This window comes from Caulobacter sp. S45 (assembly GCF_009765965.1).
GTDB lineage: Bacteria > Pseudomonadota > Alphaproteobacteria > Caulobacterales > Caulobacteraceae > CAHJWH01.
In genome coordinates, this window is sequence record NZ_LMUL01000014.1 from 52,746 (window position 1) to 78,710 (window position 25,965).

23 protein-coding genes are annotated in these 25,965 nt (G+C 66.5%); 11 read left to right on the forward strand and 12 right to left on the reverse strand.

Going from position 1 to position 25,965, the window contains the following annotated elements; all coding sequences use genetic code 11:
• Positions 1-23: 23 nt before the first annotated feature.
• From GSQ87_RS07440 to GSQ87_RS07455, 4 genes are all read right to left on the reverse strand, one after another.
• Positions 24-1,304 carry an MFS transporter gene (locus GSQ87_RS07440; protein ID WP_158917422.1) on the reverse strand — a complete coding sequence of 427 codons (1,281 nt, stop codon included), beginning with the start codon at positions 1,302-1,304 and terminating at the stop codon, positions 24-26.
• Positions 1,305-1,796: 492 nt separating this feature from the next.
• Complete coding sequence (locus GSQ87_RS07445; RefSeq protein ID WP_158914868.1) at positions 1,797-2,567, reverse strand: SDR family oxidoreductase; 771 nt, start codon at positions 2,565-2,567, stop codon at positions 1,797-1,799.
• A 100-nt stretch (positions 2,568-2,667) separates the two neighbouring features.
• Entirely contained in the window at positions 2,668-3,507 is an 840-nt protein-coding gene (locus GSQ87_RS07450; RefSeq protein WP_158914870.1) for an alpha/beta fold hydrolase, read from the reverse strand.
• A gap of 105 nt (positions 3,508-3,612) precedes the next feature.
• Positions 3,613-4,296 carry an alpha/beta fold hydrolase gene (locus GSQ87_RS07455; protein ID WP_158914872.1) on the reverse strand — a complete coding sequence of 228 codons (684 nt, stop codon included), beginning with the start codon at positions 4,294-4,296 and terminating at the stop codon, positions 3,613-3,615.
• A gap of 156 nt (positions 4,297-4,452) precedes the next feature.
• Here GSQ87_RS07455 and GSQ87_RS07460 point away from each other — a divergent pair, with 156 nt between their 5' ends.
• Complete coding sequence (locus GSQ87_RS07460; protein ID WP_158914874.1) at positions 4,453-5,067, forward strand: CGNR zinc finger domain-containing protein; 615 nt, start codon at positions 4,453-4,455, stop codon at positions 5,065-5,067.
• A gap of 160 nt (positions 5,068-5,227) precedes the next feature.
• On the opposite strand, the gene GSQ87_RS07465 is transcribed toward GSQ87_RS07460, so the two are convergent.
• Entirely contained in the window at positions 5,228-5,977 is a 750-nt protein-coding gene (locus GSQ87_RS07465; RefSeq protein WP_158914876.1) for an SDR family NAD(P)-dependent oxidoreductase, read from the reverse strand.
• 186 nt (positions 5,978-6,163) lie between these two features.
• Complete coding sequence (locus GSQ87_RS07470) at positions 6,164-7,078, reverse strand: LysR family transcriptional regulator (RefSeq protein ID WP_158914878.1); 915 nt, start codon at positions 7,076-7,078, stop codon at positions 6,164-6,166.
• A 225-nt stretch (positions 7,079-7,303) separates the two neighbouring features.
• Between GSQ87_RS07470 and GSQ87_RS07475 the strand changes: the two genes are divergently transcribed.
• Positions 7,304-7,705: a thiol-disulfide oxidoreductase DCC family protein gene (locus GSQ87_RS07475; protein ID WP_254062813.1), complete on the forward strand. Its 402-nt coding sequence runs from the start codon at positions 7,304-7,306 to the stop codon at positions 7,703-7,705.
• Entirely contained in the window at positions 7,702-9,393 is a 1,692-nt protein-coding gene (locus GSQ87_RS07480) for an SDR family oxidoreductase (RefSeq protein ID WP_158917424.1), read from the forward strand. Before GSQ87_RS07475 ends, GSQ87_RS07480 begins: the two co-directional genes overlap by 4 nt.
• 34 nt (positions 9,394-9,427) lie before the next feature.
• Here the strand turns inward: GSQ87_RS07480 and GSQ87_RS07485 are convergent, their stop codons facing one another.
• Both GSQ87_RS07485 and GSQ87_RS07490 read right to left on the reverse strand, forming a co-directional pair.
• Entirely contained in the window at positions 9,428-10,279 is an 852-nt protein-coding gene (locus tag GSQ87_RS07485) for a phosphate/phosphite/phosphonate ABC transporter substrate-binding protein (RefSeq protein WP_158914882.1), read from the reverse strand.
• A complete protein-coding gene (locus GSQ87_RS07490; protein ID WP_158914884.1) occupies positions 10,276-11,166 on the reverse strand; it encodes a fatty acid desaturase in 891 nt (296 codons plus the stop codon). The genes GSQ87_RS07485 and GSQ87_RS07490 overlap by 4 nt, the downstream gene beginning before the upstream one ends.
• Before the next feature lie 333 nt (positions 11,167-11,499).
• Here GSQ87_RS07490 and GSQ87_RS07495 point away from each other — a divergent pair, with 333 nt between their 5' ends.
• A complete protein-coding gene (locus tag GSQ87_RS07495; protein WP_158914886.1) occupies positions 11,500-12,726 on the forward strand; it encodes a TlpA disulfide reductase family protein in 1,227 nt (408 codons plus the stop codon).
• 41 nt (positions 12,727-12,767) lie between these two features.
• On the opposite strand, the gene GSQ87_RS07500 is transcribed toward GSQ87_RS07495, so the two are convergent.
• The 4 genes from GSQ87_RS07500 to GSQ87_RS07515 all read right to left on the reverse strand — a co-directional run bounded on the left by GSQ87_RS07500 (position 12,768) and on the right by GSQ87_RS07515 (position 17,978).
• Positions 12,768-14,297 carry a CehA/McbA family metallohydrolase gene (locus tag GSQ87_RS07500; RefSeq protein WP_216839122.1) on the reverse strand — a complete coding sequence of 510 codons (1,530 nt, stop codon included), beginning with the start codon at positions 14,295-14,297 and terminating at the stop codon, positions 12,768-12,770.
• 278 nt (positions 14,298-14,575) lie between these two features.
• On the reverse strand, positions 14,576-15,868 hold the full coding sequence (locus GSQ87_RS07505; protein WP_158914888.1) for an MFS transporter: 1,293 nt from the start codon (positions 15,866-15,868) through the stop codon (positions 14,576-14,578).
• Between the two features lie 197 nt (positions 15,869-16,065).
• Entirely contained in the window at positions 16,066-16,950 is an 885-nt protein-coding gene (locus GSQ87_RS07510) for an amidohydrolase (RefSeq protein ID WP_158914890.1), read from the reverse strand.
• A gap of 113 nt (positions 16,951-17,063) precedes the next feature.
• Positions 17,064-17,978: a LysR family transcriptional regulator gene (locus GSQ87_RS07515; protein ID WP_158914891.1), complete on the reverse strand. Its 915-nt coding sequence runs from the start codon at positions 17,976-17,978 to the stop codon at positions 17,064-17,066.
• A 702-nt stretch (positions 17,979-18,680) separates the two neighbouring features.
• Between GSQ87_RS07515 and GSQ87_RS07520 the strand changes: the two genes are divergently transcribed.
• The 7 genes from GSQ87_RS07520 to GSQ87_RS07550 are packed head-to-tail and all read left to right on the forward strand — an operon-like array spanning position 18,681 to position 25,939.
• Positions 18,681-19,376: a CoA transferase gene (locus tag GSQ87_RS07520; protein ID WP_158914892.1), complete on the forward strand. Its 696-nt coding sequence runs from the start codon at positions 18,681-18,683 to the stop codon at positions 19,374-19,376.
• The gene (locus tag GSQ87_RS07525) at positions 19,373-20,548 is read left to right on the forward strand and encodes a CaiB/BaiF CoA-transferase family protein (RefSeq protein ID WP_158914893.1); all 1,176 of its coding nucleotides are present in this window, start codon (positions 19,373-19,375) and stop codon (positions 20,546-20,548) included. Before GSQ87_RS07520 ends, GSQ87_RS07525 begins: the two co-directional genes overlap by 4 nt.
• Before the next feature lie 10 nt (positions 20,549-20,558).
• Entirely contained in the window at positions 20,559-21,989 is a 1,431-nt protein-coding gene (locus tag GSQ87_RS07530; protein ID WP_158914894.1) for an NAD-dependent succinate-semialdehyde dehydrogenase, read from the forward strand.
• 1 nt (position 21,990) lies between these two features.
• Positions 21,991-22,926: a hypothetical protein gene (locus GSQ87_RS07535; protein WP_158914895.1), complete on the forward strand. Its 936-nt coding sequence runs from the start codon at positions 21,991-21,993 to the stop codon at positions 22,924-22,926.
• 33 nt (positions 22,927-22,959) lie between these two features.
• Entirely contained in the window at positions 22,960-24,501 is a 1,542-nt protein-coding gene (locus GSQ87_RS07540; RefSeq protein WP_158914896.1) for an acetolactate synthase large subunit, read from the forward strand.
• A 13-nt stretch (positions 24,502-24,514) separates the two neighbouring features.
• The gene (locus GSQ87_RS07545) at positions 24,515-25,147 is read left to right on the forward strand and encodes a glutathione S-transferase family protein (protein WP_158914897.1); all 633 of its coding nucleotides are present in this window, start codon (positions 24,515-24,517) and stop codon (positions 25,145-25,147) included.
• Positions 25,148-25,939 carry an alpha/beta fold hydrolase gene (locus GSQ87_RS07550; protein WP_158914898.1) on the forward strand — a complete coding sequence of 264 codons (792 nt, stop codon included), beginning with the start codon at positions 25,148-25,150 and terminating at the stop codon, positions 25,937-25,939.
• The last annotated feature ends 26 nt before the right edge of the window (positions 25,940-25,965 follow it).

Genomic DNA, 25,965 nt, shown 5'->3' on the forward strand with positions numbered 1-25,965 from the left:
GGCAAGTAGGCGACGGATCCGGATCATGCGCGCGGGGCTCCCGTTGTGAGGTCTTCTTTTCGCAGCACCCGCGCCAGCCACAGGAACAGCCCTATGGCCAGGCCGTAGAACGGCAGCAGGGCGTAGAAGGCGAATTGCAGCGAGTGGTGCGGGTGGGCGGCGCGGAAGAAATCGCTCGCCGCGCCGACATAGGTCGGTCCGAGGCCCAGGCCGATCAGGTTCATGATCAGCAGCAGCAGGGCGCCCGACAGCACGCGCTGGTGCGGTGCGACCTCCTCCTGGACCAGGGCGACCGCCGAAGAGAGATAGAAGTAGTTGAGGAAGACCGGGCCGATCAGGAAGGCCAGGGCCATCGGCCATGACGGCGCCCAGACGAAGCCCACGAAGAAGGGCACCGCCAGGGCGAGCGCGCCTGCCGGGACCAGGGCGTAGGCCCGCTTCGAACGGCGCGTGAACCGGTCGATCACCCGTCCGGACGCGAATATCCCGGCACTCATGCCGATGCCGACGAGCAGGGCGTACCAGAGCGCCAGCTGGTTCAGCGTCATGGCCTTTTCGCGCATGAGGAACAGGGTGGTGAAATTGGTCGACCCGTAGGTGATCATCTGGGTCGCGCCGCTTGCGAGCGAGACGAGCACGAGCGAGGGGCTGGAGAAGAACATCCGCATCGTCGGCCAAAAGCCCGATGTCGAAGGCTTTGCGGCGAGGATCGGGGGTTTGAGGACACGGGGGGCGGGTGGTTCGGCCAATCGGTTGGGGTCTAGGCCGCCGCGCCGCGGCTCGGGCACGACCAGCTTGATCGCCACGGCCGCCAGCAAGCCGACCGCGCCCACGGCCAGAAAGGCCTGATGCCAGCTGAAGGCGGCGGCGACGGAGGCTCCGAAGGCGATGCCCAGCGCCTGTCCGATTGGCGGACCCAGGTTGAACAGGCCCAGCGCCGTGCCGCGACGCCCGCGCGGGAAGTAGTCGGAGATGATGGCGTAGGAGGGCGGCACGCCCCCGGCCTCGCCAACGCCCACCGCCATCCGCGCCGCGACGAGTTGGGGATAGTTGGTCGCCAGCCCGCAAGCCGCTGTCGCCGCGCTCCAGATCGCGCAGGCCAGCGACAGCACCCCGACCCGGTTGGTCCGGTCCGCGAGCCAGCCGACAGGGATGGAGATCAGGCAATAGAACAGGGCGAAATACAGCCCGCCGATCCTGCCCAATTGGCTGTCGGTCAGATGCAGGCTGTCCTGGATCGGCTTGGCCAGGATCGAAAGCAACTGGCGATCGAGGAAGTTCAGGACATACACGAAGCAGAGCATGGCCAGCACGATCCAGGCCCGCCTGCCTGGCGCGGCGGATCGGCCCGTCAGGGGCTGCTCGACCGGTGGGAAGGGGCCGACCGGCGGTGCGGATTCCTGGACCGCCACGGCTTAGGCGCTATATCTGTAGTGCGAGGCGCCAATGACGGCGCGAAGCGATCCACAGGCCTGCTTCTTGGCACGCCTGGCGGCGTTCAGTTTCTTCACCGCCGCCCTCCCTGTTTTCGCAATCGCTCATTATTGACGACTGTCGAGACCCACCATGCAGCCTAGTAGCGGCCGCCGTCAACACTCACTATGGCGCGGATGAATATGCGTCTAGGCGGCAAGGCTGGCTGCGGCGACGCCCCCTGTCCGCGCAGAATCCAGCACGTCGGCGGCAACAGCTCCAGCGGCCCATTGGGGCGCGGAACTACAGTGCAAGCGCAGTCCAGCCCTGCTTGAACCTTCTCCGTCAGGGAATGGGGATGCCGGCGCGTTTCGCATCTTGCCTTAGATCGACTTGACCTCCCCGCCGTCCATACGGAGCGCTGAGCCCGTCATCCACTTTGCGGCCGGCGAAACGAGGAACGCCATCAGGTCGGCGATCTCCGCGGGCTCGCCGTAACGGGCGATCGCCGCCTCCTTCGGAAACCTAGCCGTGGCTTCCTCGAGCGTCATGCCGTGGAGCGGGGCCCAATGTTCCAGGTAGGAGCGGCGGCGGCCGGTCATCACTGCGCCCGGCAGGACGCTGTTCACTTGCACGCCGTCCTCGATGCCGCGATCCGAGAACGCCTTGGCCAGCGCCACGATCGCCGCGTTGATGGTTCCGACCGCGGCGTAGGGCGCTTTGGGGAAGATCGCCGAGTTGCCCGAGATCAGGACTACCGAGCCCTTGGCGGCCCTGAGCGCCGGCCACGCGGCAATGGTCAGGCGGCGCGCCCCATGCAGCTTGAGCGCCAGCCCCGCGTCCCATTGCGCGTCGGTCATCTCGAACAGGTCGATCTGGGGAACCGCTCCGGCGATGTTGAGCAGAGCGTCGATCCGACCGAACTTGGCGAGGGTGTCGTCGACGATGCGCTTCGCAGCAGACGCCTCGGACAGGTCGACTGCAATCGTCAGCGCCTCGGCCCCGGCCTCACGAACCAGCCGCGCCGTCTCATCCAGCTTGTCTTGGTTTCTAGCCACCAGCACCAGCGCCGAAAAGTCTCGGGCCAGTCGCACAGCCGTCGCGCCGCCGATACCCTGGCTAGCGCCGGTCACGATCGCCACCGTCTTGCTCATTTCCGTCTCCTTTGTTCGCATGGATTCTGGCCACATCTTCGGCGAGCTTCGGGATTGAAGCGGGGCGGCGGCGGGGAGGCCGCGTCCGCCCCGCTGATGCTCAGCCGAGGAATTTCCGGATTGCCTCGGCGATCTCGGTTGCGTGGGTCTCGAGCGCAAAGTGGCCGGTGTCGAAGAAGTTCACCTGGGCGCCGGGGATGTCGCGCTTGAACGCCTCTGCGCCCGGCGGAAGGAAGAACGGATCGTTCCTTCCCCAGACCGCGAGGAACCGTGGCGCGTGGGTCCGGAAATACTGTTGGAAGGTCGGGTAGAGCGCGACATTGCTCTTGTAGTCCCCGAACAGATCGAGCTGCACATCCGCCGCGCCTTCGCGGGTCAGATAGTAATCGTCCAGAGTGTAGCCATCCGGGGAAATCCGTGTCGGGTCCGCCACGCCATGACTGTACTGCCAGTAGGTGGTCTCCGGCGTCAGCATCGCCCGCAGGGCGTTTCTGTTTATCTCCGACGGCTCCTCCCAGTAGGCGCGGATCGGGTTCCAGCCATCGCTCAGGCCCTCGACATAGGCGTTGCCGTTCTGGGAGATGATCGCGGTAATACGCTCCGGGTGGCGGATCGCGAGACGAAAGCCAGTCGGCGCCCCGTAGTCGAAGACGTAGACGGCGAAGCGGTCGAAGCCGACGATCTCGGTGAAGCGCTCGATGGTGTCGGCGATGGAGTCGAAGGTGTTGGCCTTGGGGGTGTCAGACCGTCCGAAGCCCGGCAGGTCGGGCGCGATGACGTGGAAGCGATCGGCCAGAAGAGGAATCAAGTCCCTGAACATGTGGCTGGACGTGGGGAAGCCGTGCAGCAGCAGGAGCTTGGGCGCATTCGAAGCCCCCGCCTCGCGGTAGAAGAGCTTCAGTCCGTCGACGTCAACGTTGTTGTAAGTGATCGAACTCATGGCATTTCTCCTTGTGTGGTAACTGCCATAAAGCAGTTACTGAGGTGTCTTAAGGGGCGAGGGCGGCCCTCCATCGGTCGGCCTTCAGCCCGTATCTCCAGCCTCTCAGCGAGGAAACGCGTCGAGGATCGCGGCGGCCACGAGATCGGGCCGGGCGACCATCGGAGTGTGATCGACGGGATGGGATATCGTGCGGGCGCCCATTCGTTCCGCCATGAAGCGCTGGTTGAGGTGAGAGATCATGCGATCCTCCTCCGCCACCAGATATAGGCTCGGGATATCCCGCCAGAGGGGGCGCCCGACGGGCTTGCCGATGCAGGCGGCGGCGATGGGCCTTTGCACGGCGGCGAGGACGGCCTGTTCGGCCTCCGACGCTTGTGGCGCGAAAGCAGTCGCGAAGGCCTCCTCCGGCAGCCAGATCAGCCCGTCTGCATCCGGGGCTAGCCTTGGCGCCAGGGGATGTGGCTCGGTCCGGTAGAACACGTCGGCGACCGTCTCGCCCGCATCAGGGGCGAGGGCGGCCACATAGACCAGCGCCTTGACCCGTTTCGAGCGGGTGGCGCCGATCACGGCTCCCGCATAGGCGTGGCCCGCGAGCACGACCGGGCCGCCGGCCCGCTCGATGGTACGGTCCAGCGCAGCGACGTCATCGTCGAGCGTCGTCAGCGGTAGGGGCGCGGCGACGGCTCGCTGGCCTTCCGATCGGAGCCGTTCGATGACACGCGCCCAGCTTGATCCGTCCGCCCAAGCTCCATGGGCAAGCACCACAGTGACGTCATTGGTGCTCATAAGGCTTCCTCCCTTTTCCACTTCCGCGATGGGCTGGCGAGATGCGACACCGCATTGAGCGCCTTAATAGGGTTACGCTCTGGTCATGTAACTTGTCAACAACGTATTTACAGGTTACGTATCCAGGCAGCCGAGAAGCTCTGAAAGACCGACGCCATGTCCCTCGATCCGCCTGCCATGTTCGTCGCCGATGCGCGCGGCCTCGACTTCCTGAACTCCGTGGCCACGCCGACGGATGCGTTAGTCGACTGGATCGCCGACGGCCCTGGTTTGATCAGCTGGCTACGCCAGGGCGGCCTCGTGCCCGCCGATGCGTTGCGGGAGATCGCAGCGCGTGCAATGCCAAGCGAGCTGGACCGGGTGGCAGGTCAGGCGCGCGACCTGCGCGAGTGGTTCAGGGGTTTCGTACGAGACTGGAGGGGCCGCCCGCTTGGGTCGGACGCCGTCAAAGACTTGGAGCCGTTAAATCGACTGCTCGAGCGTGATGAGGCCTATGGCCGGATCGTTTTCCATCGAGACGGCGACCATCTCGCTCTCGAGTCGGCGAGGCGATGGCGCTCGCCGGAATCGCTGCTGATCCCAATTGGCGAGGCGCTGGCGCGGGTAGTGGTGGAAGAGGACTTCACCCACATCAAGGCCTGCGAGGGGCAGAACTGCACGCTGGTGTTCGCCGATCACACTCGAGGCCGAGCCCGCCGCTGGTGCAGCATGGGGGTTTGTGGAAACCGCGCCAAGGTCGCTGCCCATCGTCGTCGGAAGAAGTCGCCGTGACGGTCTCCTCGCGGGTCATCACAAATTAAACGGACATCTAGAATTTTCTTTTCGGTGACGGGCCGGCGACGCAGGCAGGCTTCGATGTTCTCCAGCAGTAGAGGCGTTCCAGGACCGGCTCTAGGCTCGCCGGCCCTGGGTGGCGCCGGATGGATCTCGTTTAGACCTGGGCTAGGCCGCCATCGACCGGCAGGTCGATGCCGGTGACGTAGCTCGACTCGTCGGAGGCCAGGAAGAATGCGGCTGCGGCGAGCTCCTCCGGGCGACCAATACGGCCGAGCGGGGTCATGGAGGCGAACACCTTCTTGGCGGCTTCCGACGCTTCGTCGTTGTCGAACTGACCGCGGATGATCGGCGTTTCGGTAGCGCCGGGGCTCAGCGTGTTCACGCGGATGCCACGGTCCTTGAGCTCCTGGGCCCAGGTGCGCACGAGGGACCGGACGCCAGCCTTGGCGGCGCCGTACATACCGTGGGCGGGAACGCCCTTCACATTGATGATGGAGGAGACGGCGATGATCGAACCGCCGCGGGTCATCAGCGGCAACGCCTTCTGGACCGTGAAGACGACGCCCTTCAGATTGATGTCCAGGGTCTTGTCATAGTGGGCTTCGGACAGGTCGAAAATCTGCGCATGCTCGATGAAGCCTGCGCTGGCGAATACGATATCGACCACGCCCTTCTCGGCTTTCACCTGGGCGTACAGCCTATCCAGGTCCGCTAGGTTGGCCACGTCGCCCTGGACCGTGGTTACGTTCCTGCCGATCTCGGCCTTGGCCTTGTCGAGTTCGGCCTGGCGACGGCCGGTGATGAAGACGTAAGCGCCTTCGTCGACGAAGCGCTTGGCCGTCGCCAGGCCAATGCCGCTCGATCCGCCCGTGATGACGGCGACTTTTCCACTTAGGTTGGACATGGGGTGCTCCACTGTCCGTCGTCACGATGACGGCGTTCGAGCGGATAGATGCAGCGGAGGCGGGGGTTCGGTAAGCCGGCGAATGGGAATGAGGGTCATTCCAAATTGGCATGGCGAGCGCTGCGGCGCGGCGGCCACGGCCAGGCTGAAGAACGTCGTCCTTGCGAGGCGGACCGTGCTCGCCCCTTATGTCGAGGCGGCCGCTTCGCTTTGGAAGGTTGAGCCAAGCTCCTGCTCGATGAAGCTGGCGAAGACGCGGGCCTTGGTGCTCGCATTTCGGCCGGTCGGGAACACCGCCCAGAGATCGGTCGCGGGCAGGCGCCAATCGTGGAGCACGCGCCTGACCCGGCCCGAGGCGATCTCCGGCGCAAACATCCACTCGGAGGCGATGGCGAAGCCCATCCCCGCGAAGACAGCCTCCCGCACGCCCTCCGCCGCTGTGAGCCGCACGCGACCCTTGATCGTCACCACGCTTTCCGCAGTACCCTGGTTGAACGCCCAGACCGCGCCGCCGCCGCGCTGGTCGTAGATCACCGCCTGATGTGCGAGCAATTCGGTTGGGGTTGTGGGCTCGCCCGCAGTCTCGAAATAGCTTGGAGCGCCCACCACCACGCGAGGACTTTGGCCGATCTTGCGGGCGGTGAGCGAGGAGTCTTGCAGGTCGCCCATCCGTAGCGCGACGTCGATCCCCGCTTCCACCAAGTCGAGATTACGGTCGTCGAGAAACACCTCGACATCAAGCTCGGGGTGCATGGCGAGGAACTTGGGAAGCCGCGGAACAACGTGCAGCCGGCCGAAGGTCACCGCTCCACAAATCCGCAGGCGTCCCGTCAGCGCCGCCCCCGCGCCCCGCGCCCTGAGCACCGCTTCGTCGGCTTCTTCGATCGAGCGTTTGGCGTGCCCGTAGAAGGTCTCGCCCGCCTCCGTCGCCGCCAGCCCCTGTGTGGTGCGCAACAGGAGTTTGACGCCGACGCTCTCTTCCAGCTGCGCGATGATCTTGGAGACCGCCGGCTGCCCGATGCGCAGCTGGCGCCCAGCGGCGGTGAACGATCCAGTGTCTATGACCCGGACAAACGCCTCCATGGCGGCCAATCGATTCATCAATATTCCCCTGTGGAATGAAGGAAGAGTCTGCGCGGCGCCCCTATCGTCAAGGGGACATGAGCAAATGAGCTTGCACGTCACGCCAGCCCCTCCTGCGCTGCCAGGGGCGGGGGTGGCAGATGTATCCTGTCTTCAGGAAAGCCGAGCTATGGTGATCGGATGGAGCCCACCGCACCTTCGCCCATCACAGCTTCCGTCGAGCCGGTCGGTCTCGATGGAGTGATGGTGTTCGATGGCGTGTGCAATCTCTGCTCGGGTTACGTGCGTTTCGTAACGGCGGTGGATCGGCAAGGCCTGATCCGGTTCGCCGCCATGCAGTCGCCGTTCGGCCGCTTGCTTTGCGAGGCCAACGGGGTCGACCCGTTCGATCCGGCGACCTTTCTGTTCTTCGACAAGGGGCGCGTGCTCGAGGGGACGGATGCGATCGCGGCGATGCTGACCCGACTTCCCAGGCCATGGCGTTGGCTTCGTTTTCTCGTCGTGATCCCGCGGCCTTTGCGCGATGGTGTTTACCGCTGGACGGCGCGCCATCGCTATCGTCTGCTGGGCAAGCGACAGACCTGCATGATCCCGCCGCCCGCCACGCGGGCGCGTTTCCTCGAAGTGGCGCCTCCGGCCGAATGACGAAGCGGGTCGTTCTCGTCGGCGCCACCGGCGTCTTTGGTTCTCGGCTCGCGGCGATGCTCGCCGACATGCCCGAGATCGAGTTGGTGCTCGCCGCCCGCAATCTGCCGGCATTGGAGCACCTGCGTGACGTGCTCGTCCTAGACGGCGGCGCCACGGTCTCGACGGTGTCTTTCGATCGCGCACAGCCGGAAATGCTCGGGCGGCTTCAGCCCTGGCTGGTGGTCGACGTGGCGGGACCGTTCCAGGACAGCGGCTACGATCTGGCTGAAACCTCCGTGAGCGCGGGCGCGCATTACATCGACATCTCCGACGGACGGGCGTTCGTCGCCGGGTTCGCGGAGGCGCTTGGCCCGGGGGCGACCGTGGCCGGCGTGCTGGCTGTGACCGGAGCGAGCTCTACGCCGGCCCTGTCGCACGCCGCGCTGCACCAGCTATGCGACGGCTGGCGGCGGCTCGACGAGGTGAGGGTGGTCATTTCGCCAGGTGCGCGTGCGCCGCGGGGGCTCGCCGTGGTCCAAGCGATCCTGAGCTACGTCGGGCTCCCCGTGTGGATTTTCCGCGATGGCTGCTGGAGCGAGGCGGCGGGCTGGTCGGGGTTGCGGCGGGTCCGGATGCCAGGCCTGGGAAGCCGCTGGGCGTCGATCTGCGAGACGCCCGATCTGGATCTCCTGCCAGCGTGCTTTCCCGTCCAGGGGAGCGCGCTGTTCATGGCGGGGCTTGAGCTCGCACCAATGCATCTGGGCCTCGCCTTCCTCGGATGGACGGTGCGCCTTGGGCTGGTCCGCTCGTTGGCGCCGCTCGCTCCGTTGCTCCGGGCCGCGGCCGGCCTGTTCGTCCCCTTTGGCTCCGACCGCGGCGGCATGATCGTCGAGGCCAAGGGAAGGGACGGCGACGACGAGCCGATCTACGCGCGTTGGGCCCTGTGCGCAGACGCCAACGCCGGCCCCAATACGCCGGTTGCGCCCATCGCGGCGCTGATCCGGGCGATGCTGGAGGGGCGGGAGGCGAGACGGGGCGCGATGACCGCCGCCGGTCTTTTGCCGCTAGAGGCCATTGTCCGCGAACTCGATCCCTACCCGATCACGACGATCCGCCACGAGAGCCATCCCTCCAGCCCCGCACTGTACCGAAGGCTGCTGGGGCGGCGATTTGCCGAACTGCCGATGGCGGTCCAGGCCGTGCATGCGGGCATGGCGCCCATGACCTTCAGAGGCGACGCCGTTGCGCGGGCGGGCTCTTCCTTCTCCGCTCGGATCATGCGCCGAGTGCTCGGCCTTCCCTCATCGGGGCGCTCGGATGTCGAGGTGAAAATCGCCCCGGATGAACGGGGTGAGACCTGGACGCGGCGTTTCGGGGCGGCGCGTTTTTCGTCCAGGCTTGTCCAGGGACGGGAGCTTGGCGCCTTTGAGGAGCGTTTCGGACCGCTGAGATTTGGCTTCGATCTGCAGCCTTCACGTCAGGGCGTCACATGGGTCTTGTCGAGGTGGGGCATCCTGGGTCTGGACCTACCCCTGGGGTTGGCGCCGTTGATGCGGGCGAGGGCGCAAGAGGAGGCCGGTCGCTATCGTTTCCGCGTCGTCGTCGCCCACCCCTGGCTCGGTCTGCTATTCGCTTACCGTGGATTGTTGGCTGACAACCATGGGCGTCGACTTTCCAATAGGGCCGTCGCCTTGGATGGACTTTAGCTCTTGTCTGCTCGCTTTGGGTTCGGGCGCGGTATTACTTCAGAGCGGGATATCCTTGATCTATAGCCATCTGCTCGAAATACATCAGCCCATGATAGTAGGCTTCGGAAAGTGGATGAAAGCTCACGATAAGCAGCTCATTTCGGACTGACGCGAGGGCCGAATCGTGGACGACGTCCTCCAATGCCGTACGCATCGCCTGGAAGGTGGCGAGGTCTGTTAGGCGGCCAGTGATCAGCGGAAGGCCGGGGCTCTGGGAGGTCCAGGCCAGGACTCTCAGTTGATCCGTCAATTTTGACCGCAATCGCTGCATAAGGGCCCAGGTGACTCCATCGATGGAGGCTGTGTCCGCAACGCCATTGGCCACCGCTACGACGCTGTCGGCGTGACTTCCGGTCAAAATCACATTGCTGAAGAAGCTTGAGCCACCGGCGATCGGCGCGATCTCCGCGCGCAGCAGGTTCATGCCGGTGTTGGAATCCGGTGCGTTCAACGCCAGTCTCGTCTTGCGAAGGTCCGCAAGATTCTGGGCCGGATCGGTCTTGCGCACGATGACAGCAGCGCGATGGAAGGGACCGTCGCAGCCGCGCGCCTTGTAGTGTGGGGTCGCGACCAGCCGCACTCGACCGCGCAGCTTCGTCATCAAAGGGTAGCCGCACGTCTGGGTCAGCAGGAGACGGGGGTCGCTCCAGAGCGCCTCGAGCTCGCCGCTCCGTGTCAGCGTGGGAGGCGCCCAAGCCACACCTGTGGTCTGCAGGCGATCTCGGATCGCAGCCCATAGGCCGTCGGTGGCGGGCTGCAGTTCGGGGAAGTCGTACATCGGCAGGGCGGCGAGCGCCCCTGTGGCCTTTCCGATATGAGCCCAGTCGAAGCTGTGGGCGGTCATGACGTTCCGCCTTCGTCGAGCGCCAGGTGGACCAGCCGATCGTGCGGACGCAGGAGGTAACGCCCAAATATTTCGCGATAGCCCGCATAGACGGGGCCGCCCCGGTCGAGAACCTCGGCCCGGTGGCGACGATAAAGCAGGGGCAGGCGATACCAGGCGGCGCCCGGATCGGCGTGATGGACCACGTGGAGGTTGTTGTTCAGGTAGAGCAGGCCCAGCACCGGCGCCTTCTCGACGACTGCGATCCGGCGCCCGGGATCTTCATGGGCGCGGTGTTCGGCAAACGAGCGCAACAGCGACAGGGCGACGCCCGGATAGACGAAGGTCAGCAGGTATTCGCCCAGACCCATTCCGCAGACCCCCACCACCCAGGCGATAACGCCGAGCGCCAGACCCAGATGCTCGCACCAGATTTTCGCGCGCCCAGCATCGCCGATCACCAGAACTGTCTCCTGCGCCAGGAATCGGCCGACAGTGACGAAGGGGCCGATCAGGAGCCTTCCGAGCAGAGGCGCCTGGACCGCCTCCAGCACATAGTGGGCGCGCGCCCAGGCGTTTTTGGGCGGAGGTAGGTAACGCGTCTCGCAATCCGAGCCCGGTAGCGTCAGGTGTTCCGCCGCGTGATGATCCAGGTGAGAGCGGCGATAAATCTCGAACGGCAGCCATAGGGCTAGCGGCCAGATCGCCAGCGCCGTGTTCACTCGCCGCGATCGGGTCGGATGTCCGTGGATCGCCTCGTGCTGAAGCGAACCATGCCAGGCCACCAGCCATCCGCCTGCAATGACGCGCAGGGCGATCGGGACGAGGTGATGGAAGAAGGTCAGGGCGAACCATCCGACGTAGATGGTCAGTGCGATCCCGATCGTAGGCCATTCGACCGCGCCCATTCGTCTATCGCGTCCGCGAACGTCGGCGTCGCTGCGATCATCCTTCGTCGGGTTTGGATTTATGGGTGTCAACACGCCGGCATCGTCCACGAGGTCATGATGCGATCAGGCGGACCGAGGGGTTTGCAAGCAACCCAGAGAGACTTGCTTCGTCTTCAGAGAAGCTGGGTCCCGTTGCGCAACGCTATGTGGGGACAGGATTTGGGCGACGTTTCGCCTGGGGCGCAGGAAAACTGAAGAGGGGCCCCGAAGTCCTGGTTTGCGGGTCTCAAGTCCGAGTGCTGCTGCTGGGAAGCGACCGAACTGTCGCAGCGCGATGGCGGAACAATATAAATGATCAGGGCTGTCTATCTGGCCGTGGCGGTGGCGACTGCATTGACCGTGGCGCCGCCGCCGACCTTGGCAGGTCCGGCTGCAACCCTCAGCGGAGGCTGGAGCGCCGTAGCCAAGGTCAATGGGGCCGACATCCCCTTCCGCCTCGATCTTGCCGAACGGAGCGGCGTGGTGCGGGCGACGTTCTTCGATGGAACGCGGCCCACCAATCCGTCGGCTCCGGGGACGATCGCGTCGGGGCGGCTGCTCCTATTGTTTCCAAGTTACGCCGCGACGCTGGACGTATCGGTGGACGGTGGCGTTCTGGATGGCACCTACACGCGCAATCACACGGCGATCCCGATCCATGCGGTCAAGGGCGCTCCAGGCGTGCCGGCGGCGCCCCACGCGCCATCGATCTCCGGCGAGTGGATCGTCCCCAAGGCCAGCGCGAAGGGCGAGCAGGCTTGGCGGCTGATCGTGCATCAGGCAGGCGGCGAAATCAGCGCGGCCATTCTAAGGGTCGATGGCGATACCGGGACCCTGAACGGGCGCTATGTCGACGGGGCCTTTCACCTGTCGCACTTCGCGGGCGAACGGCCCGCCTTGCTTGAGATACGGGTCCAGCCCGACGGACGGCTCAAGCTCGACCTGACCGATAGCGACGGCCATGCCGATCTGGTTGGGCTCCGTCCGAAGGCGGCGTTGGCGCAAGGCCTCGCGCCGGCCGATCCCACCCGGTTTACCGGAGTGAAAGACCCTTCCGCGCCCTTCGCGTTCGCCTTTCCCGATCTAGCTGGACATAAGGTCGCCAACACGGACGCGCGTTTCCGCGGCAAGGTAGTGGTTGTGGATGTGATGGGCAGCTGGTGTCCCAACTGCCACGACGAAGCGCCCTTCCTTCAGGCGCTCTACGCCAAGCATCACCGGCAGGGGCTGGAGGTCGTGGCGCTGGACTTCGAGCAACCGGACCAACTCGCCGATCCCCAGCGCCTGCGCGCCTTCGTCCAGCGCTATGGGATCACCTACACCGTCCTGTTGGCCGGAGACCCGAAGGCCGTTCACGAGAAGCTGCCCCAGGCCGTCAATCTCAGCGCCTGGCCCACCACCTTCTTTGTCGGTCGCGACGGGCGCGTGAAGGGCGTGCACGTCGGTTTCACCAGCCCCGGCAGCGGCGTTAGGGACGCCCAGACCAGGGCGGCGGCCGAGCGCGAGGTCGAGACCATGCTGGCGAGACCTTCGACTTGAAGTCTCGCCCTTTCGACCTGGCGCGGCCTTGCTCGACGTGGTCAGGGAGCCAGATAGATCGGGTTTCCGATCAGAACGGGTCGCCCTCCGATCGAGACGTCCGCGCTTATCCAATGGGATTTACCGTCGGCGGCGAGTTGAAGGGTTTTCACTTCGTCGTCGCTGGCGATCACGGCGTCCGGGAGAGTCAGGGGCGCGCCGTCTCGCTCGAGAGTGATCCGGCCCCCTTTCGCATGGGCGACGTGGACGCTGAGCTGTAAATTGGCGCCTGCCGGCGCGGCGAGGGTGTCGCCCATCATCGCCCGCCCGGAAGGGCCTTGAGCTGTCAGTTCCAGCAGGCCGTCGCGCGAACCGCGCGCGTCGATGAACACGTGTCCGGCCCGGATCGCGTCCAGGACAGCGCGTTCCGATAGCTCGGGCGCATAGACCACGGTGGTGGGGAAGCCGACGCCGAGCCGACCCAACTCCACGTCGTGATTGTCGCTGCCGCCGACGCCGGTCAGGTGATGGCCCTCGTTGAGCAGGTCACGCCAGAAGGCGACGCCCGGCCGCTTGACCCGCGCATCGCCCATCGCGCCCCACAACTCGCCCGCGTTCAACACCTCGATCGACTGCACCTTGGACCAGTCGGTGTCCGGCGCGCTCCAGCCGCAGCCGCGGCAGGTCTCGTCGGTCGGGGAGGTCGGGTGGTTGATCGAGATCAGGGCGTGCAGGTCGTGCACCTGGTCCAGGATCGCACCGACATTGGAAACGGTGGGGCCGCCCAGCCGCGCGTCGACCGGCTCGGTCGTGCCAAACACGTTGGCGTGGCCCTGAAAGGTGGTGACCTCGACCGCCGGGATCATCAGCAAGGTGTCGAACGCCGGCTGAAGTTCGCGCACGGCGTCGTAGTGCGAGCCGGTGTTGTGGTCCGACAGGGCGATGAAGTCGAGGCCATGGGCCACCGCCGCCTCGGCGGTGTGGTAGAGCGGACAGGGGACCGGCCGCCCGGTCAAGCTGGCGCACGAGCCGTCGCTGTGGGCCGTATGCATGTGCAGGTCGCCCCGATACCAATGCGCGCCCGTCTTCAGCGGCGCGGCGGAGAAGGTCGACACCGCCGGTATGTCCCCGTGGCGCCAGAACCAGACCCTGGCCGTATAGCGCGCGTGCACGTCCGGTCGGATGGCGGAGACGGACAGATTCAGTTTCCAAGTTCCGGCGTGGATGGCGCCGGGCAGGTAGGAGGGCGTGGCGTCCGTGCGCGAGAGGGTGAAGCTCGACTTGTTGCTGCCGCTCCAGCCGCGCACGCCGTCGGGGTCGGAGATTCCGAGGTCGATGACGGTGTGCTTGTCGCGCTCGGTGTAGTCGAACTCGACGCTGATCCGCACCACGCCCTGCGGCACGGCGAAGGGGACGTCGTGGAAGGTGAGCTTGTCCTGCGGCCCGATCTCTCCCGTCAGCACCAAGTCCGGCGCGACCGAGCGTAGCGGCGTCGATGCGCGATCCGGGAGAGCAGCGGCCAGCTGCGGCGTGCAAAACACCGTCAGGAGCGCCGCCAACATGGCGCCGACGCGCCGGATTCCCTTAGTCATTCCAAGCCCTCGTACGACCAGACAGCGTGTGAACGCAGGTTGCGGATCGGGCGGGCGTGTCTGGGCGCCGCCGGTTTGTGTCCAACGACGATAGCTTTAATTATCGTTTGCGACGGCCGTATCACGAAAGCCGCCGCGCGTTCGGGAGAGATCAGAAGCGCGGGGTCGCCGGCAACTTGGCGCATGCAATCGGAACGGTTACGGCCGCCGGTGAACGCCCACTTCCGGTGACAGCTCCAATGACGGGTATGGGCCTAGTCGCTGTCGGCGTGGCCTTTTCAGATCGTCTCCACCTTGGCCGCTCCAAGGCCAAGGCCACCTGCACCAGCCGTATTGATCGCTCTGCGGCTGGCGTAGGCGTAGGGACCGATAAGGGCGATGCATATCGAAGAGAGGGCCAGCGCTCCGCCGAAGACGTAGGTCATCGGACGATATGAGCCGAAATAGTCATGGGCGACGCCCATGGTCATCAGACCGACTCCGATACCGACATTGCTGGCGGCGAAGAACAGACTGTAGATTCCGCCATAGGCCTTCAGCCCGAAGTAGCGCGAGGTCAGGTAGGCGGCGAAGGCGATCTCTGCGCCTTGGCCCAACCCCATCAGCAGGGCGCCGCCGAGCAGGACGCCGGTCTGGGTGGCCGTATGCACGATCATCGCGCCCACCAGCGCGGAGAGGAAATAGGGCAGCACCACGCGCTGGGAATTGATGCGGTCGGCCACGAACCCCGCGGTGAGCTGGCCGGCGATGCCGCCGAAGAAGAAGCACGAGATCGCGGTGGTGCCGATCAGGGAGGAGAAGCCGCGCTCGGTCAGCAGCGGCACTGCATGCGCGGTAGTGCCGATCAGGGCCATCGAGGCAAGGAAGATGGCCGCGAAGATCAGCCAGAAGGTGGGCATGCGGATCGCCTGGGCCCGGGTCAGCCCCGGCAGGTTCGCTTCCGCGCGGCGGATATCGGCGACGTTGTTGCTGCGGGCAGGTTCGCGCATCATGAAGAACAGCAGTGGCAGCGGCAGGATCAATATATAGGCACCGAGCGAGAAGTAAGCGATCCGCCAATTGTAGGCGTGGATCACCACCCGCATCACCTGCGGAACGATGGCGGAGCCCGCGCCCGCGCCAAGGGCCGTGACAAGCCCTAGGATCAGGCCGCGATGGTGCGAATACCAGAGCGAGACCAGCTTGGCGTAACCTACCGAACTGTTCATCGCCGAGGCGATGCTGACCACGAAGAAGGTGATCGCGAGCTGCCAGGGCGCCATGACGAAGGCGCGCGACATGCTGGCCAGGGCGAACAGCAGCGTCCCCGCCAGCAGCACGCGGCGAAGGCCGAACCTGTCGATCGCCCGCCCCGCCAGCGGCGAGAAAAACGCTGTGGTCCAGGGCGAGATCAGCAGGATGGCGGAGATCGTGGTCCGGCTGAGATGGAATTCCTTGGTCAGCGGCGCGATGAACAGGCTCATCGAAGCGGACACCATGGAGTTCGGGCCGATCGACATGCCGATCCACGCCACGACCGCGGCGATGATGCTCGCGGACGTAAATTCCTTGGTCCGGTCAGGGACGCTCATCCGCTCTACCTCGACGCAGCGCCGGGAAGTTCACGACGCCCTAGGGCGCGGCCAACGACTTCCAGGCATCCTCCACAATTTTATTGTTCTCATGAGCGAGTTGGTCTCCGCCCTGTTCGCACACTCACGATGCGGGAGGCGGTCGGTCAAGCGACAAGTCTGGGAGCTCGCTTGAGCTTTTCGCAGCCATGAAGCAGCTAAGGCGCGCCGTACAGCCGGGCGGGATTGTGGACGAACACCTGGGTCCGCAGCTCGATGTCGGCGGTCCAGGCGTCGAACAGGTCCACCAGCCGCCCGGTGTCCGGGCGCGCGTCGTCCAGGCTGAGATAGGGCCAGTCGGACCCGAACAGCGCCCGGTCGGGGGCTGTCTCCAGCAGCAGGTCGTGGAAGGGGCGTACGGAGGCGTAGGTGGGATCGGTCTTGGTCAGCCGGATGGGGGTGGTCTTGACCCAGAAACTGTCCGACCGGAGCATCGCCAGGAAGGCCTGGAAGGTCTCGCCCTGAGGCCCGGCCATAATGTCGAAATAGCCCATATGGTCGAACACCACCGGCACGCCGCAGCCCGCCAGGTCGTCGGCCGCCTTGACGATCTCCGCGCAGGTTCCCCAGACCTGGGCATGCCAGCCTAGCGCCTTCATCGCCGGCGCCAGCCGCTTCAGGTCGTCGAAATCCAGCGAGCCCGCGTACTGGCGCACCCGCGCGCCCGTCACCGTGAACCGGATGGCGCGGAAGCCCCGGGCGTGGAGCCGCCGGAATTCCGCCTCGTCCGTGGCGGGGTCGACGACGCAGACGCCTCTGAGCCGGTCGGACGCCAGCTCAAGCGCCTCCCCGGTGCAGGCGTTGTCGAAGCCGTAGGCGGAGGGGTGGACGATCACGCCGTGCTGGAACCCCACCGTGTCGAGCATCCGCAGATACTGCGCGCCGGTGGACAGGGGCGGATCGTAGCGACGGGACTCCAGCAGCGGATAGGCGTCGAACGGCCCGAACACATGCGAATGGCAGTCCCAGGCGCCGGGCGGCAACGGCGTCTGTGGCGCGGAGCAGGCCTTCATCACGGGCAGTCGGGAAAAGTCTTCGGCCATTTGCGTCGCCTCGCGATCTTTTGTCAGGCTTAGCGGCGCCAAGCCTCGAAGCTCAACGCAGGATCTCGGCGCCAGGGTTGAGCAAACCGCATCCGAGGGCGATTGAATGCGCGTTAGACCAGGACCTGGGCGCGCGCCTCCGCGATCATCCAGTCGCGAAACTCCGCCACCTGGGGCAGCTTGGCGGCCGCCTGCGAATAGGAGAGGTAGAAGGCGCTCCCGTCCTTGAAGCTGGTGGCGAACGGGGCGATCAGCAGGCCGCTTTCCAAGTCCTTGGTGATGAAGGCGCGGTTGGCGATCGAGATGCCTACCCCCTCGATGGCGCTTTGAAGCGCCAGGCTGGAACTCTCGAACTTGATCCCCGAATTGGCGTCGACCTGACGCGCGCCGACATGGGCCAGCCAGGACTCCCAGTCGTTGGCCCGCATCATCGAATGCAGCAGGGTCGCCTTCTGCAGCGCTTCCACATCGTCGCCCAGGCCCAGACGCGCCTTGTATTCGGGAGAGCAGACTGGGATCAGGTCCACGTCGACCAGCCGATGATGCATCAGCATGGGCAGGGCCGTGACCTTGGCCTCGTCGCGGATCTGGATCGAGACGTCGGTCGGGAAGGCGCACAGGTCCGCCGCAGACGGAAGGGCCGTCGACAGGCGGATCTCGTTCTTGGGATGGGCGATGTGGAAGGCCGACAACCGGGGCACCAGCCAGCGCAGGGTGAAGGTGATGGAGTTGTGGATGTGCAGCAGCCGTTGCTTGCGCGTATCGATCATGCGCGAGGTTGCGCGCTCCATCCGTTCGAACACGTCGGTGATGGTTTCGAGATAGGCGGCGGCGTCGGGCGTAAGTTTCACCTCGCGATGGCTGCGCAGGAATAGCGGAAAACCGAGGTGATCCTCCAGGGTGCGGATCTGGCGGCTGATGGCGCCGGGGGTGACGTGCAGTTCGTCGGCGGCGATGGTGAAGCTTCGATTCCGACCCGCGGCTTCGAACGCCCGCAGCGCATTCAGGGGGGGCAGTCTGACCGCCACGGTGTTTCCTCCAGTTGATTTATTTTCACACGAGATTAGCGGCATACGCGCCCAGCCGCAAACGCATCGACCTCAGCCGGGGGGATGTCGTCGCTTAGATCAGTGCGTTGAGCTTGGGTGTCGTGAGAAACATGGCGGATGCATGGGCGAGCCCTGGTTGAGCTGACATCACGCAGGGCCGCCGCTAACTCAGTTGACCCCCTCCGACGCAAGACACACTCTAACCCGGCCAACTCAGAGGAACTCTCCCGTCAGAAAGAGAGTCCGGCAGGACATGGGCGGGCAGGGGACCCCATCAACTTGTTACGTGCGCACCATACACTGGCGGCTGGACTGTCTGGAGCCGAAGATGTTCGGCCAGGGCCGCTGAGCGGCGTGCGCATAGTTGAGTACACCTCCCAGAACTGTCCGCTGGCCGTCGAGCTTGCGCTGTCGTTCGCGGGGCGGCTCGCGAGCGACCTCGGCGCCAAGGTAACCATTGCGCCGGGGTCCCGGACGGAGCGCCGCGCCATGTCTCCAAGCTTGGAGGGCGTAAGCACGCTTTCGCATTTTCTCGACGCCGGGAAGATCAGCTGGTCAGACGAGCCAAGTGGCGAGGGAGGGTTGGCGGCATTGCTCCGCGGGGCCGACGTTGTGCTCGCTGATGGGATGGCGCACCGGGCGTTTCCAGATGCCGGAGAGGCGATCTGGGCGTTGGTCTCGATGCGGAGCGACGCTGCGGGGGAGCATCTGGACAGTGAATTCACCCTGTCCGCGGCTTGTGGGCTCCTAGACCTGATCGGCGATCCGGAGCGGCGTCCGCTGCGTCTTGGAGGGCGCCAGCTCGCCTATGCTGGGGGCCTGTCCGCCTACATGGGGTTCACCGCTGCGCTATGCGCGCGGAAGGCGGGGAGCCGGACGGGACTGGTGCGCGTGAACCTCGCCGACGTCGGGGTATGGCTCAACTGGAAGAGTGTGGCCATGTCCACCTGGGGTGCGCGGAGCGCGAGCCGCCTCGGCCACGCCGCCGAGTGGCGCACGGTGCGCTGCTCGGATGGGTGGACGGCGGTGGTCTATCTCGAAGCCGACTGGCCGATCCTGCGCGATCTCATAGACGATCCCCGCCTGCGCGATCCCCGCTTCGACGATCGTAGTGTGCGGCGCGCCAACGCCGCCCTAATCACCGGGGCGATCGAGGACTTCTTCATCGGTCTGAGCCGCGAGCAGCTGCGCGACCTGGCGTTGGAGAAGCGGATTCCATTGGGACCGGTCTGGTCGCCGGCCGAACTGGAACATGATCCGCAGTATGTGGCCCGCGACTTCCTGCGACGGGTCCAGGTGGGAGGCGTCGCGGTGTTGAGGCCAAGCGCGCCGGTGATCTGGAATGGTCAGCGGTTCGCTGCGGGAGCCGCGTCGTGAAGCCGCTGAGCGGGTGCCGCGTGCTCGACCTGGGCATCATCACGGCCGGAGCCGCCACTTCCGCGCTGCTCGCCGACTTCGGCGCCGAGGTGATCAAGGTCGAGTCGCCGACCTATCGCGATCCCTTCCGCCGCTGGCTGTCGGAACGGCCGGCCGACGCGGACCCCAGCCTGTCGCCTTTCTTCCGCGCCACCAACCGCAACAAGCTCGGCCTCAGCCTGAACCTCAAGCACGAGCTTGGCCGGAACGCCTTCCTGCGTCTGGTTGAGAAGAGCGACGTGGTGGTGGAGAACTTCCGGCGCGGCGTGCTGCAGAAATTGGGCCTGGATTTCGAGACCCTGCGGGCGGCCAACCCCAACATCATCCTCGCTTCGATCTCGAGCCAGGGCGAGACCGGGCCGGAGGCGGGCTATGTCTCCTACGGTTCGACGCTGGAGGCGGTGGGCGGGCTGGCCTGGACCACAGGCTATGAGGACGGCTGGCCGACGCTCAGCGGGGTGGACCTGAACTACCCCGACCAGATCGTCGCCCTGTTCGCGTCGTCCATGATCATGACGGCATGGCTCGGCCGGGACGAGCGGGACGCGGGCGTGCATCTGGACCTGTCCCAGCGCGAATTGACCAGCTACCTTTCAGGCGAGGCCTTCGTCGCCGTCGGCGCCGGCCTGGCGGCTGGACCCGAGGGCAACGCCCAGGCGCCCTACGTCCTTCAGGACTGCTTCCTGAGCGCTGACGGCGCCTGGGTCGCGGTTTCGGTGCGCAATAGCGACATCTCAAGGCTTGGGCCGCTCGTTTCTGCGACGGAAGAACATGGCTTGGCGCGCGCTCTTGGCGAGTGGATGAGGACCCATGCCGCATCTAGGGCTGTCGAACTCCTGGCGGCCGAGGGTGTCGCCGCCGCCGAGGCGCTAGACGGCAGCGCGGTGCTCGAGCGACGCGGCGAAATCTGGGACCAAGCGCTCCAACGTTCGCCGGAGGGAGCTCTGGTGAAAGGCTTCCCCGTGCAGTTCGATGACTGCCCGCTCGCCATCACACGGGAGGCTCCGAGCAACGCCGCCGACAGCGAAGACGTGCTGCAACGGGTCGGTGGTTTCACGCGAGCGGAGATCGACGTCCTTCTCAGCGCCGGCGTGGTCGAAGTCGCGCCGGCCGCCCTATCCAGAGTCAGTTGAGGATTTGCCCATGTATCCGAACACCCAGCTCTTCATTTCCGGCGTTTGGCGAGCCGCGGCGTCGGGCGAGACCTTATCCGTCGAGAACCCCGCCACCGACGAGGTGATCGGGACCGTGGCCAAGGCCGGCCGGGTGGATCTGGACGCGGCGTTGCAGGCGGCGCAGGCCGGCTTCGAGGTCTGGCGCAAGACCTCGGCCATGGAGCGGGCCAAGGTGCTGCGGCGGGCGGCGGAGCTCCTGCGCGAGCGGGCGCCGGAGATCGCCAAGGTGTTGACCCAGGAGCAGGGAAAGCCGCTCGCCCAGTCGCTTGTCGAGGCCAATACGGCGGCCGACGTGCTGGAATGGTTCGCCGAGGAGGCGCGGCGCACCTACGGCCGGGTGATCCCAGCGCGGATCGCGGGCGTGGTCCAGCGCGCGGACAAGGAGCCGGTCGGCCCCGTGGCCGCCTTCACGCCCTGGAACTTCCCGATCATGCAGGCGGTTCGCAAGGTCGGCGCGGCCATGGCCGCCGGCTGCTCGGTGATCCTGAAGGGACCGGAGGAGACGCCGGCCGCGTGTGCCGAGCTGGTCCGGGCGCTGGCGGACGCCGGAACGCCGGCGGGGGTGGTCAACCTGGTGTTCGGCTCGCCTGCCGAGATCTCCAGCTACCTGATCCCGCACCCGATCATCCGCAAAATCTCCTTCACCGGCTCCACCGCGGTGGGCAAGCACCTCGCGGCCCTTGCCGGCCAACACATGAAGCGGGTGACCATGGAGCTGGGCGGCCACGCGCCGGTGGTGGTGTTCAAGGACGCCGACATCGCCGGCGGGGCCAAGATCTTGGCCCAGAACAAGGTGCGCAACGCCGGCCAGGTCTGCGTCTCGCCCACCCGCTTCCTGGTCCAGGACGAGGTCTATGGTGACTTCATCGAGCAGTTCACCGCCCACATCGCCACCACCAAGGTGGGCGACGGCCTGGAGGCTGGGGTGGAGATGGGGCCGCTGGCCAACCCCCGCCGGCTGGAGGCGGTCGAGGCCCTGGTCGCCGACGCCGTGCAGCAGGGCGCCGAGCTGCGCACCGGCGGCAAGCGGATCGGCAACAAGGGCTCGTTCTTCGAGCCGACCGTGCTGGTCGACGTGCCCACGGCCGCACGCGCGATGAACGAGGAGCCGTTCGGTCCCGTCGCGCTGTTCTCGCGCTTCTCGACCTTCGACGAGGCGATGGTCGAAGCCAACCGCCTGCCATTCGGGCTGGGCGCTTACCTTTACACCGGCTCGCTGAGCACGGCCAACGCAGCGGCCTCGGCGATGGAGAGCGGCATGGTGTCGGTCAACCACCAGGCGCTGGGTCTGATCGAGACGCCGTTCGGCGGGGTCAAGGACTCCGGCTACGGCTCCGAGGGCGGCAGCGAGGCGATCGAAGCCTATCTCAACACCAAGTTCGTCACCTTCGCCGCCTGAGATGAGCGACACCCCTCAGAGCGGCTTGATCGAGGTCCAGGGCGGCGATTACGAGCACGTGCTGGAGTTCGAGGGCGATGGGCTGGCCTACCGCCGGGTCCCGCTGGTCCCATTGAGCAAGGTGGTGCTGGGCGGTCAGGACTTCGACGTCGCCGAGTACTCGCTGGCCAACCTGATCATGCTGCACGCGGCCGGCGACCGGCGGCTGACGGCGATCCCGGTGTTCCCGAGCCGCGCCTTCCGCAACGCCGCCATCTTCGTCGGGCGTGACAGTTCGTTGACCGGGTTCGCCGACCTGGCCGGCAAGCGCGTCGGCGTCAGCGAGTTCGCCATGACCACGGCGGTGTGGACGCGCGGTCATTTGCAGGACGCCCATGGCGTGGGCGTACGCGACGTCGAATGGGTGGTCGGACCGGGACAGCGCTTTCCGATCCCCGCCGGCGTGCGGGCCACGCCGGCTGACGGAGACCTGGAGGACATGCTGGCCTCGGGCAGGATCGACGCGCTGATGGCCGGCAAGCCGAAGGACCTGAAGCGTCCGCCGGCCGAACGCCGCCTGCGCTGCCTGGTAGACGATCCGGACGCGGTCGAGCGGGCCTATTTCGCGGCGACGGGCCTGTATCCGATCATGCACGCCATGGTGCTGCACCCGCGCGTGACCGGCGATAAGGGCCTGCCGCGCCGGCTGTTCGACGCCTACGTCCTGGCCAAGCGCAAGGCGCTGGCTCGCCGCTTGAGCGCCGGCTTCCTGCCCTTCGCCGAGCGGGCCTGGGACCGCTTTGGCCCCGACGACCCCTGCTGCTACGGCCTGACCGAGACCAACCGGCGCAACATCGCGACCCTATCCCGCTACCTGCGAGAACAAGGCCTGAGCGACCGCGAGCCCGAGGTGGATAGTCTGTTCGCTTTCGGCGCTACGGACTGGTCGGATGCATGACCGCGAGCCATTTGAACAATTTGGGAGATCGCCATGAACGGCGCTGAGAGCCTGGTGAAGACCCTGGTGCGCGGAGGCGTGGACGTCTGTTTCGCCAATCCGGGCACCTCCGAGATGCACTTCGTCTCCGCCCTGGATCGCATCCCCGGCATCCGCTGCGTGCTCGGCCTGTTCGAGGGCGTCGTGACGGGGGCGGCGGACGGCTACTACCGCATGGCCGAGAAGCCGGCGGCGACCCTGCTGCACCTGGGGCCGGGGCTCGGCAACGGGCTGGCCAACCTGCACAACGCCCGGCGCGCCAACTCCTCAATCGTCAACATCGTCGGCGAGCACGCCACCTATCACATCCAGTACGACGCGCCTCTGACCTCCGACATCGAGTCCATCGCCCGGCCGATGTCGGCCTGGGTCCACACCTCCCGCGAGGCGCGCCTGGTCGGGGCCGACGCTGCTGACGCCATCGCTGTGGCCCGTTCGCCCAAGGGCCAGATCGCCACCCTGATCCTGCCCGCTGACACGGCCTGGAACGAGGGTGGCGTGGTCGGGACTGTCGCGCCCACGCCCGGTCCGCGCCCCGTGCCGAGCGAGGTGGTGCAGGAGGTGGTCGAGGCCCTGAAGCAGGGCGACAGCATGATCCTGATCGGCAACCGGGCGCTGCGGGCCGACGCCCTGCCCATCGCCGCGGCCATCGGCGCCGCGACCGGGGTCAAGGTCGCCAGCCTCAGCCGCAACCCGCGCATCGAGCGCGGCGCCGGACGGGTGTCGGTGGACCGTATCCCCAACCCGGTCGAGAATTCTCGCCCCATGCTGGCGGCGCTGAAGACGCTGATCCTGGTGGACGAGGTGTCGCCGGTCTCCTTCTTCGCCCAGCCCGGCAAGATCGGCAAGCTGACCGCAGACACCTGCCGGGTTCTAACCCTGGCGGCGTCCGGCGACGATGTGGTCGCCGCCCTGACCGAGGTGGCGGAGGCTTTCGCGGCCAGGGCCGATCAGGTCAAGCCGGACGTGCTGGCCCGCCCGGACATGCCCACGGGCGAGCTGACCCTGACCAAGGTCGCGCAGGCCCTTGGCGCGCTGATCCCCGAGAACGCCATCATCTGCGACGAGTCGATCACCAGCGGCCGGGGCCTGTTCCCCGCCACCGCCGGCGCGCCGCCCCACGATTGGCTGCAACTGACGGGCGGCTCCATCGGCATGGGCATCCCGTTGTCCACCGGCGCGGCCGTCGCCTGTCCAGAGCGGCAGGTGATCAACCTACAGGCCGACGGCAGCGGCATGTACACCTTCCAGGCGCTCTGGACCCAGGCGCGCGAGAAGCTCAACGTCGTCACCGTGATCTGGGCCAACCGTTCCTACAAGATCCTGCATGGGGAGCTGATCAATGTCGGCGCCGGAGCCGCCGGGCCGACGGCGCGCACCATGCTCGACCTCGACAACCCGACGATCGACTGGGTGTCGCTGGCCAGGGGCATGGGGGTGGAGGGCGCGCGTGCGACCATCATGGAGGAGTTCACCGCCGCCATGATCTCCGCGCTCGCCCGGCCCGGTCCGTTCCTGATCGAGGTGGTGCTGTGAGCCAGCCGGCCGGATGAAGCTCTACGGCTCCACCCGCTCGCCCTTCGTGCGCAAGGTGGTCGTCGCAGCGCACGAACTAGACCTGTTCGGGCGGATGAGCTTCGAGCCGGTGGTGGTGAGCTCCACCTCGGTCAGTCCCGAGGTGGCGGCGCTCAACCCGCTGGGCCACATCCCGACCCTGCAGTTGGACGACGGGACGGTCATCCACGATTCCCTGGTGATCTGCGAATATCTCGACGCGCTCGTGGGCGGCGGGCGACTGTTCCCAGCGGCGGGCGCAGCGCGCTGGGATGCGCTGACCCGCCATGCGCTCGGCAACGGCCTGCTCGAAGCGCTGGTCAAGCTGTTCACTGAGCGGCGTCGCACCGACCCGCTCCAGCCGCTCTATGTCGAGGTGATCCAGGGCAAGTTCTTTCGGTCCCTGCCGATGTTCGATCAGCAGTGCCGTTCGCGCCCCGAGGGGCGCTTCGACATCGGCGATATCGTGACGGCGGGCGCCCTGGCCTATGCTGACTTTCGGTTTCCGGCGCTGGAGTGGCGCAAGGATTATCCCGATGTCGCCCGCTTCTACGACGAGGTCGCGGCGCGGCCTTCCATGCGGGCGGTGAAGCTGGAAGGCGAATCCGCTTCGCCTCTGCCCGGCTGAATGGCCTGGATCGACGCCAACGGGGTATCGCTGCGCTATGCGTTGCGGGGGCAGGGCGGCCCACTGGTCGTGCTGGTGCACGAGATGGGCGGCTGCCTGGAGAGTTGGGACCCCGTCGTCGCCCTGTTGGAGCCGCGTGCGCGCCTGCTCGCCTACGATGCGCGCGGCGCCGGCCTGTCGGAGAAGCCGACGGGCGAGTTCAGCCTCGACGACCTAGTGGACGATCTCGCCGCTCTGCTCGACGGATTGGGCCTCTCGGAGCCGGCGGTACTGGTCGGATGCGCGGTGGGCGCCGCTGTGGCCATGCGCTTCGCGACGCGCCGTCCAGAACGGACCTCGGCCCTGGTCGCCTTGGCTCCGGCGATGGGGATCGAGCCGGCGCGTCGCCCCGCCACCCTCGAACTGGCGGAGGCGTTGGAGCGTGAGGGTGTGCGGTCGCGGGTCGATCTCCGCTTCGATCACAGCTATCCGCTGGCCTATTTCGAAGGACGGACCGACCGCGCCGAGGTGCGCGCGCGTCTGCTCCACAACGACAGCCGGTCCTATGCCCAGGCCTATCGGATGTTATGCGGCATGGACCTGTCCGCCGACCTGCCGCGGATCGCGGCGCCGACCCTGGTGCTGGCCGGACGACAGGACGGGACCCGGCCGCCGTCCCTGGTCGAGCCGGTGGCCCGCGCGATCCCCCAGGCGTGCTTCGAAGTCATCGACAGCGGGCACGTCATGCACATTCTCACACCCGTCTTGATCGCTGAAAAGGTGGGAAAAATACTTGATATCCTCACGCTTTGAGGACGCTTCTCCGGCGTGTGCTCGAC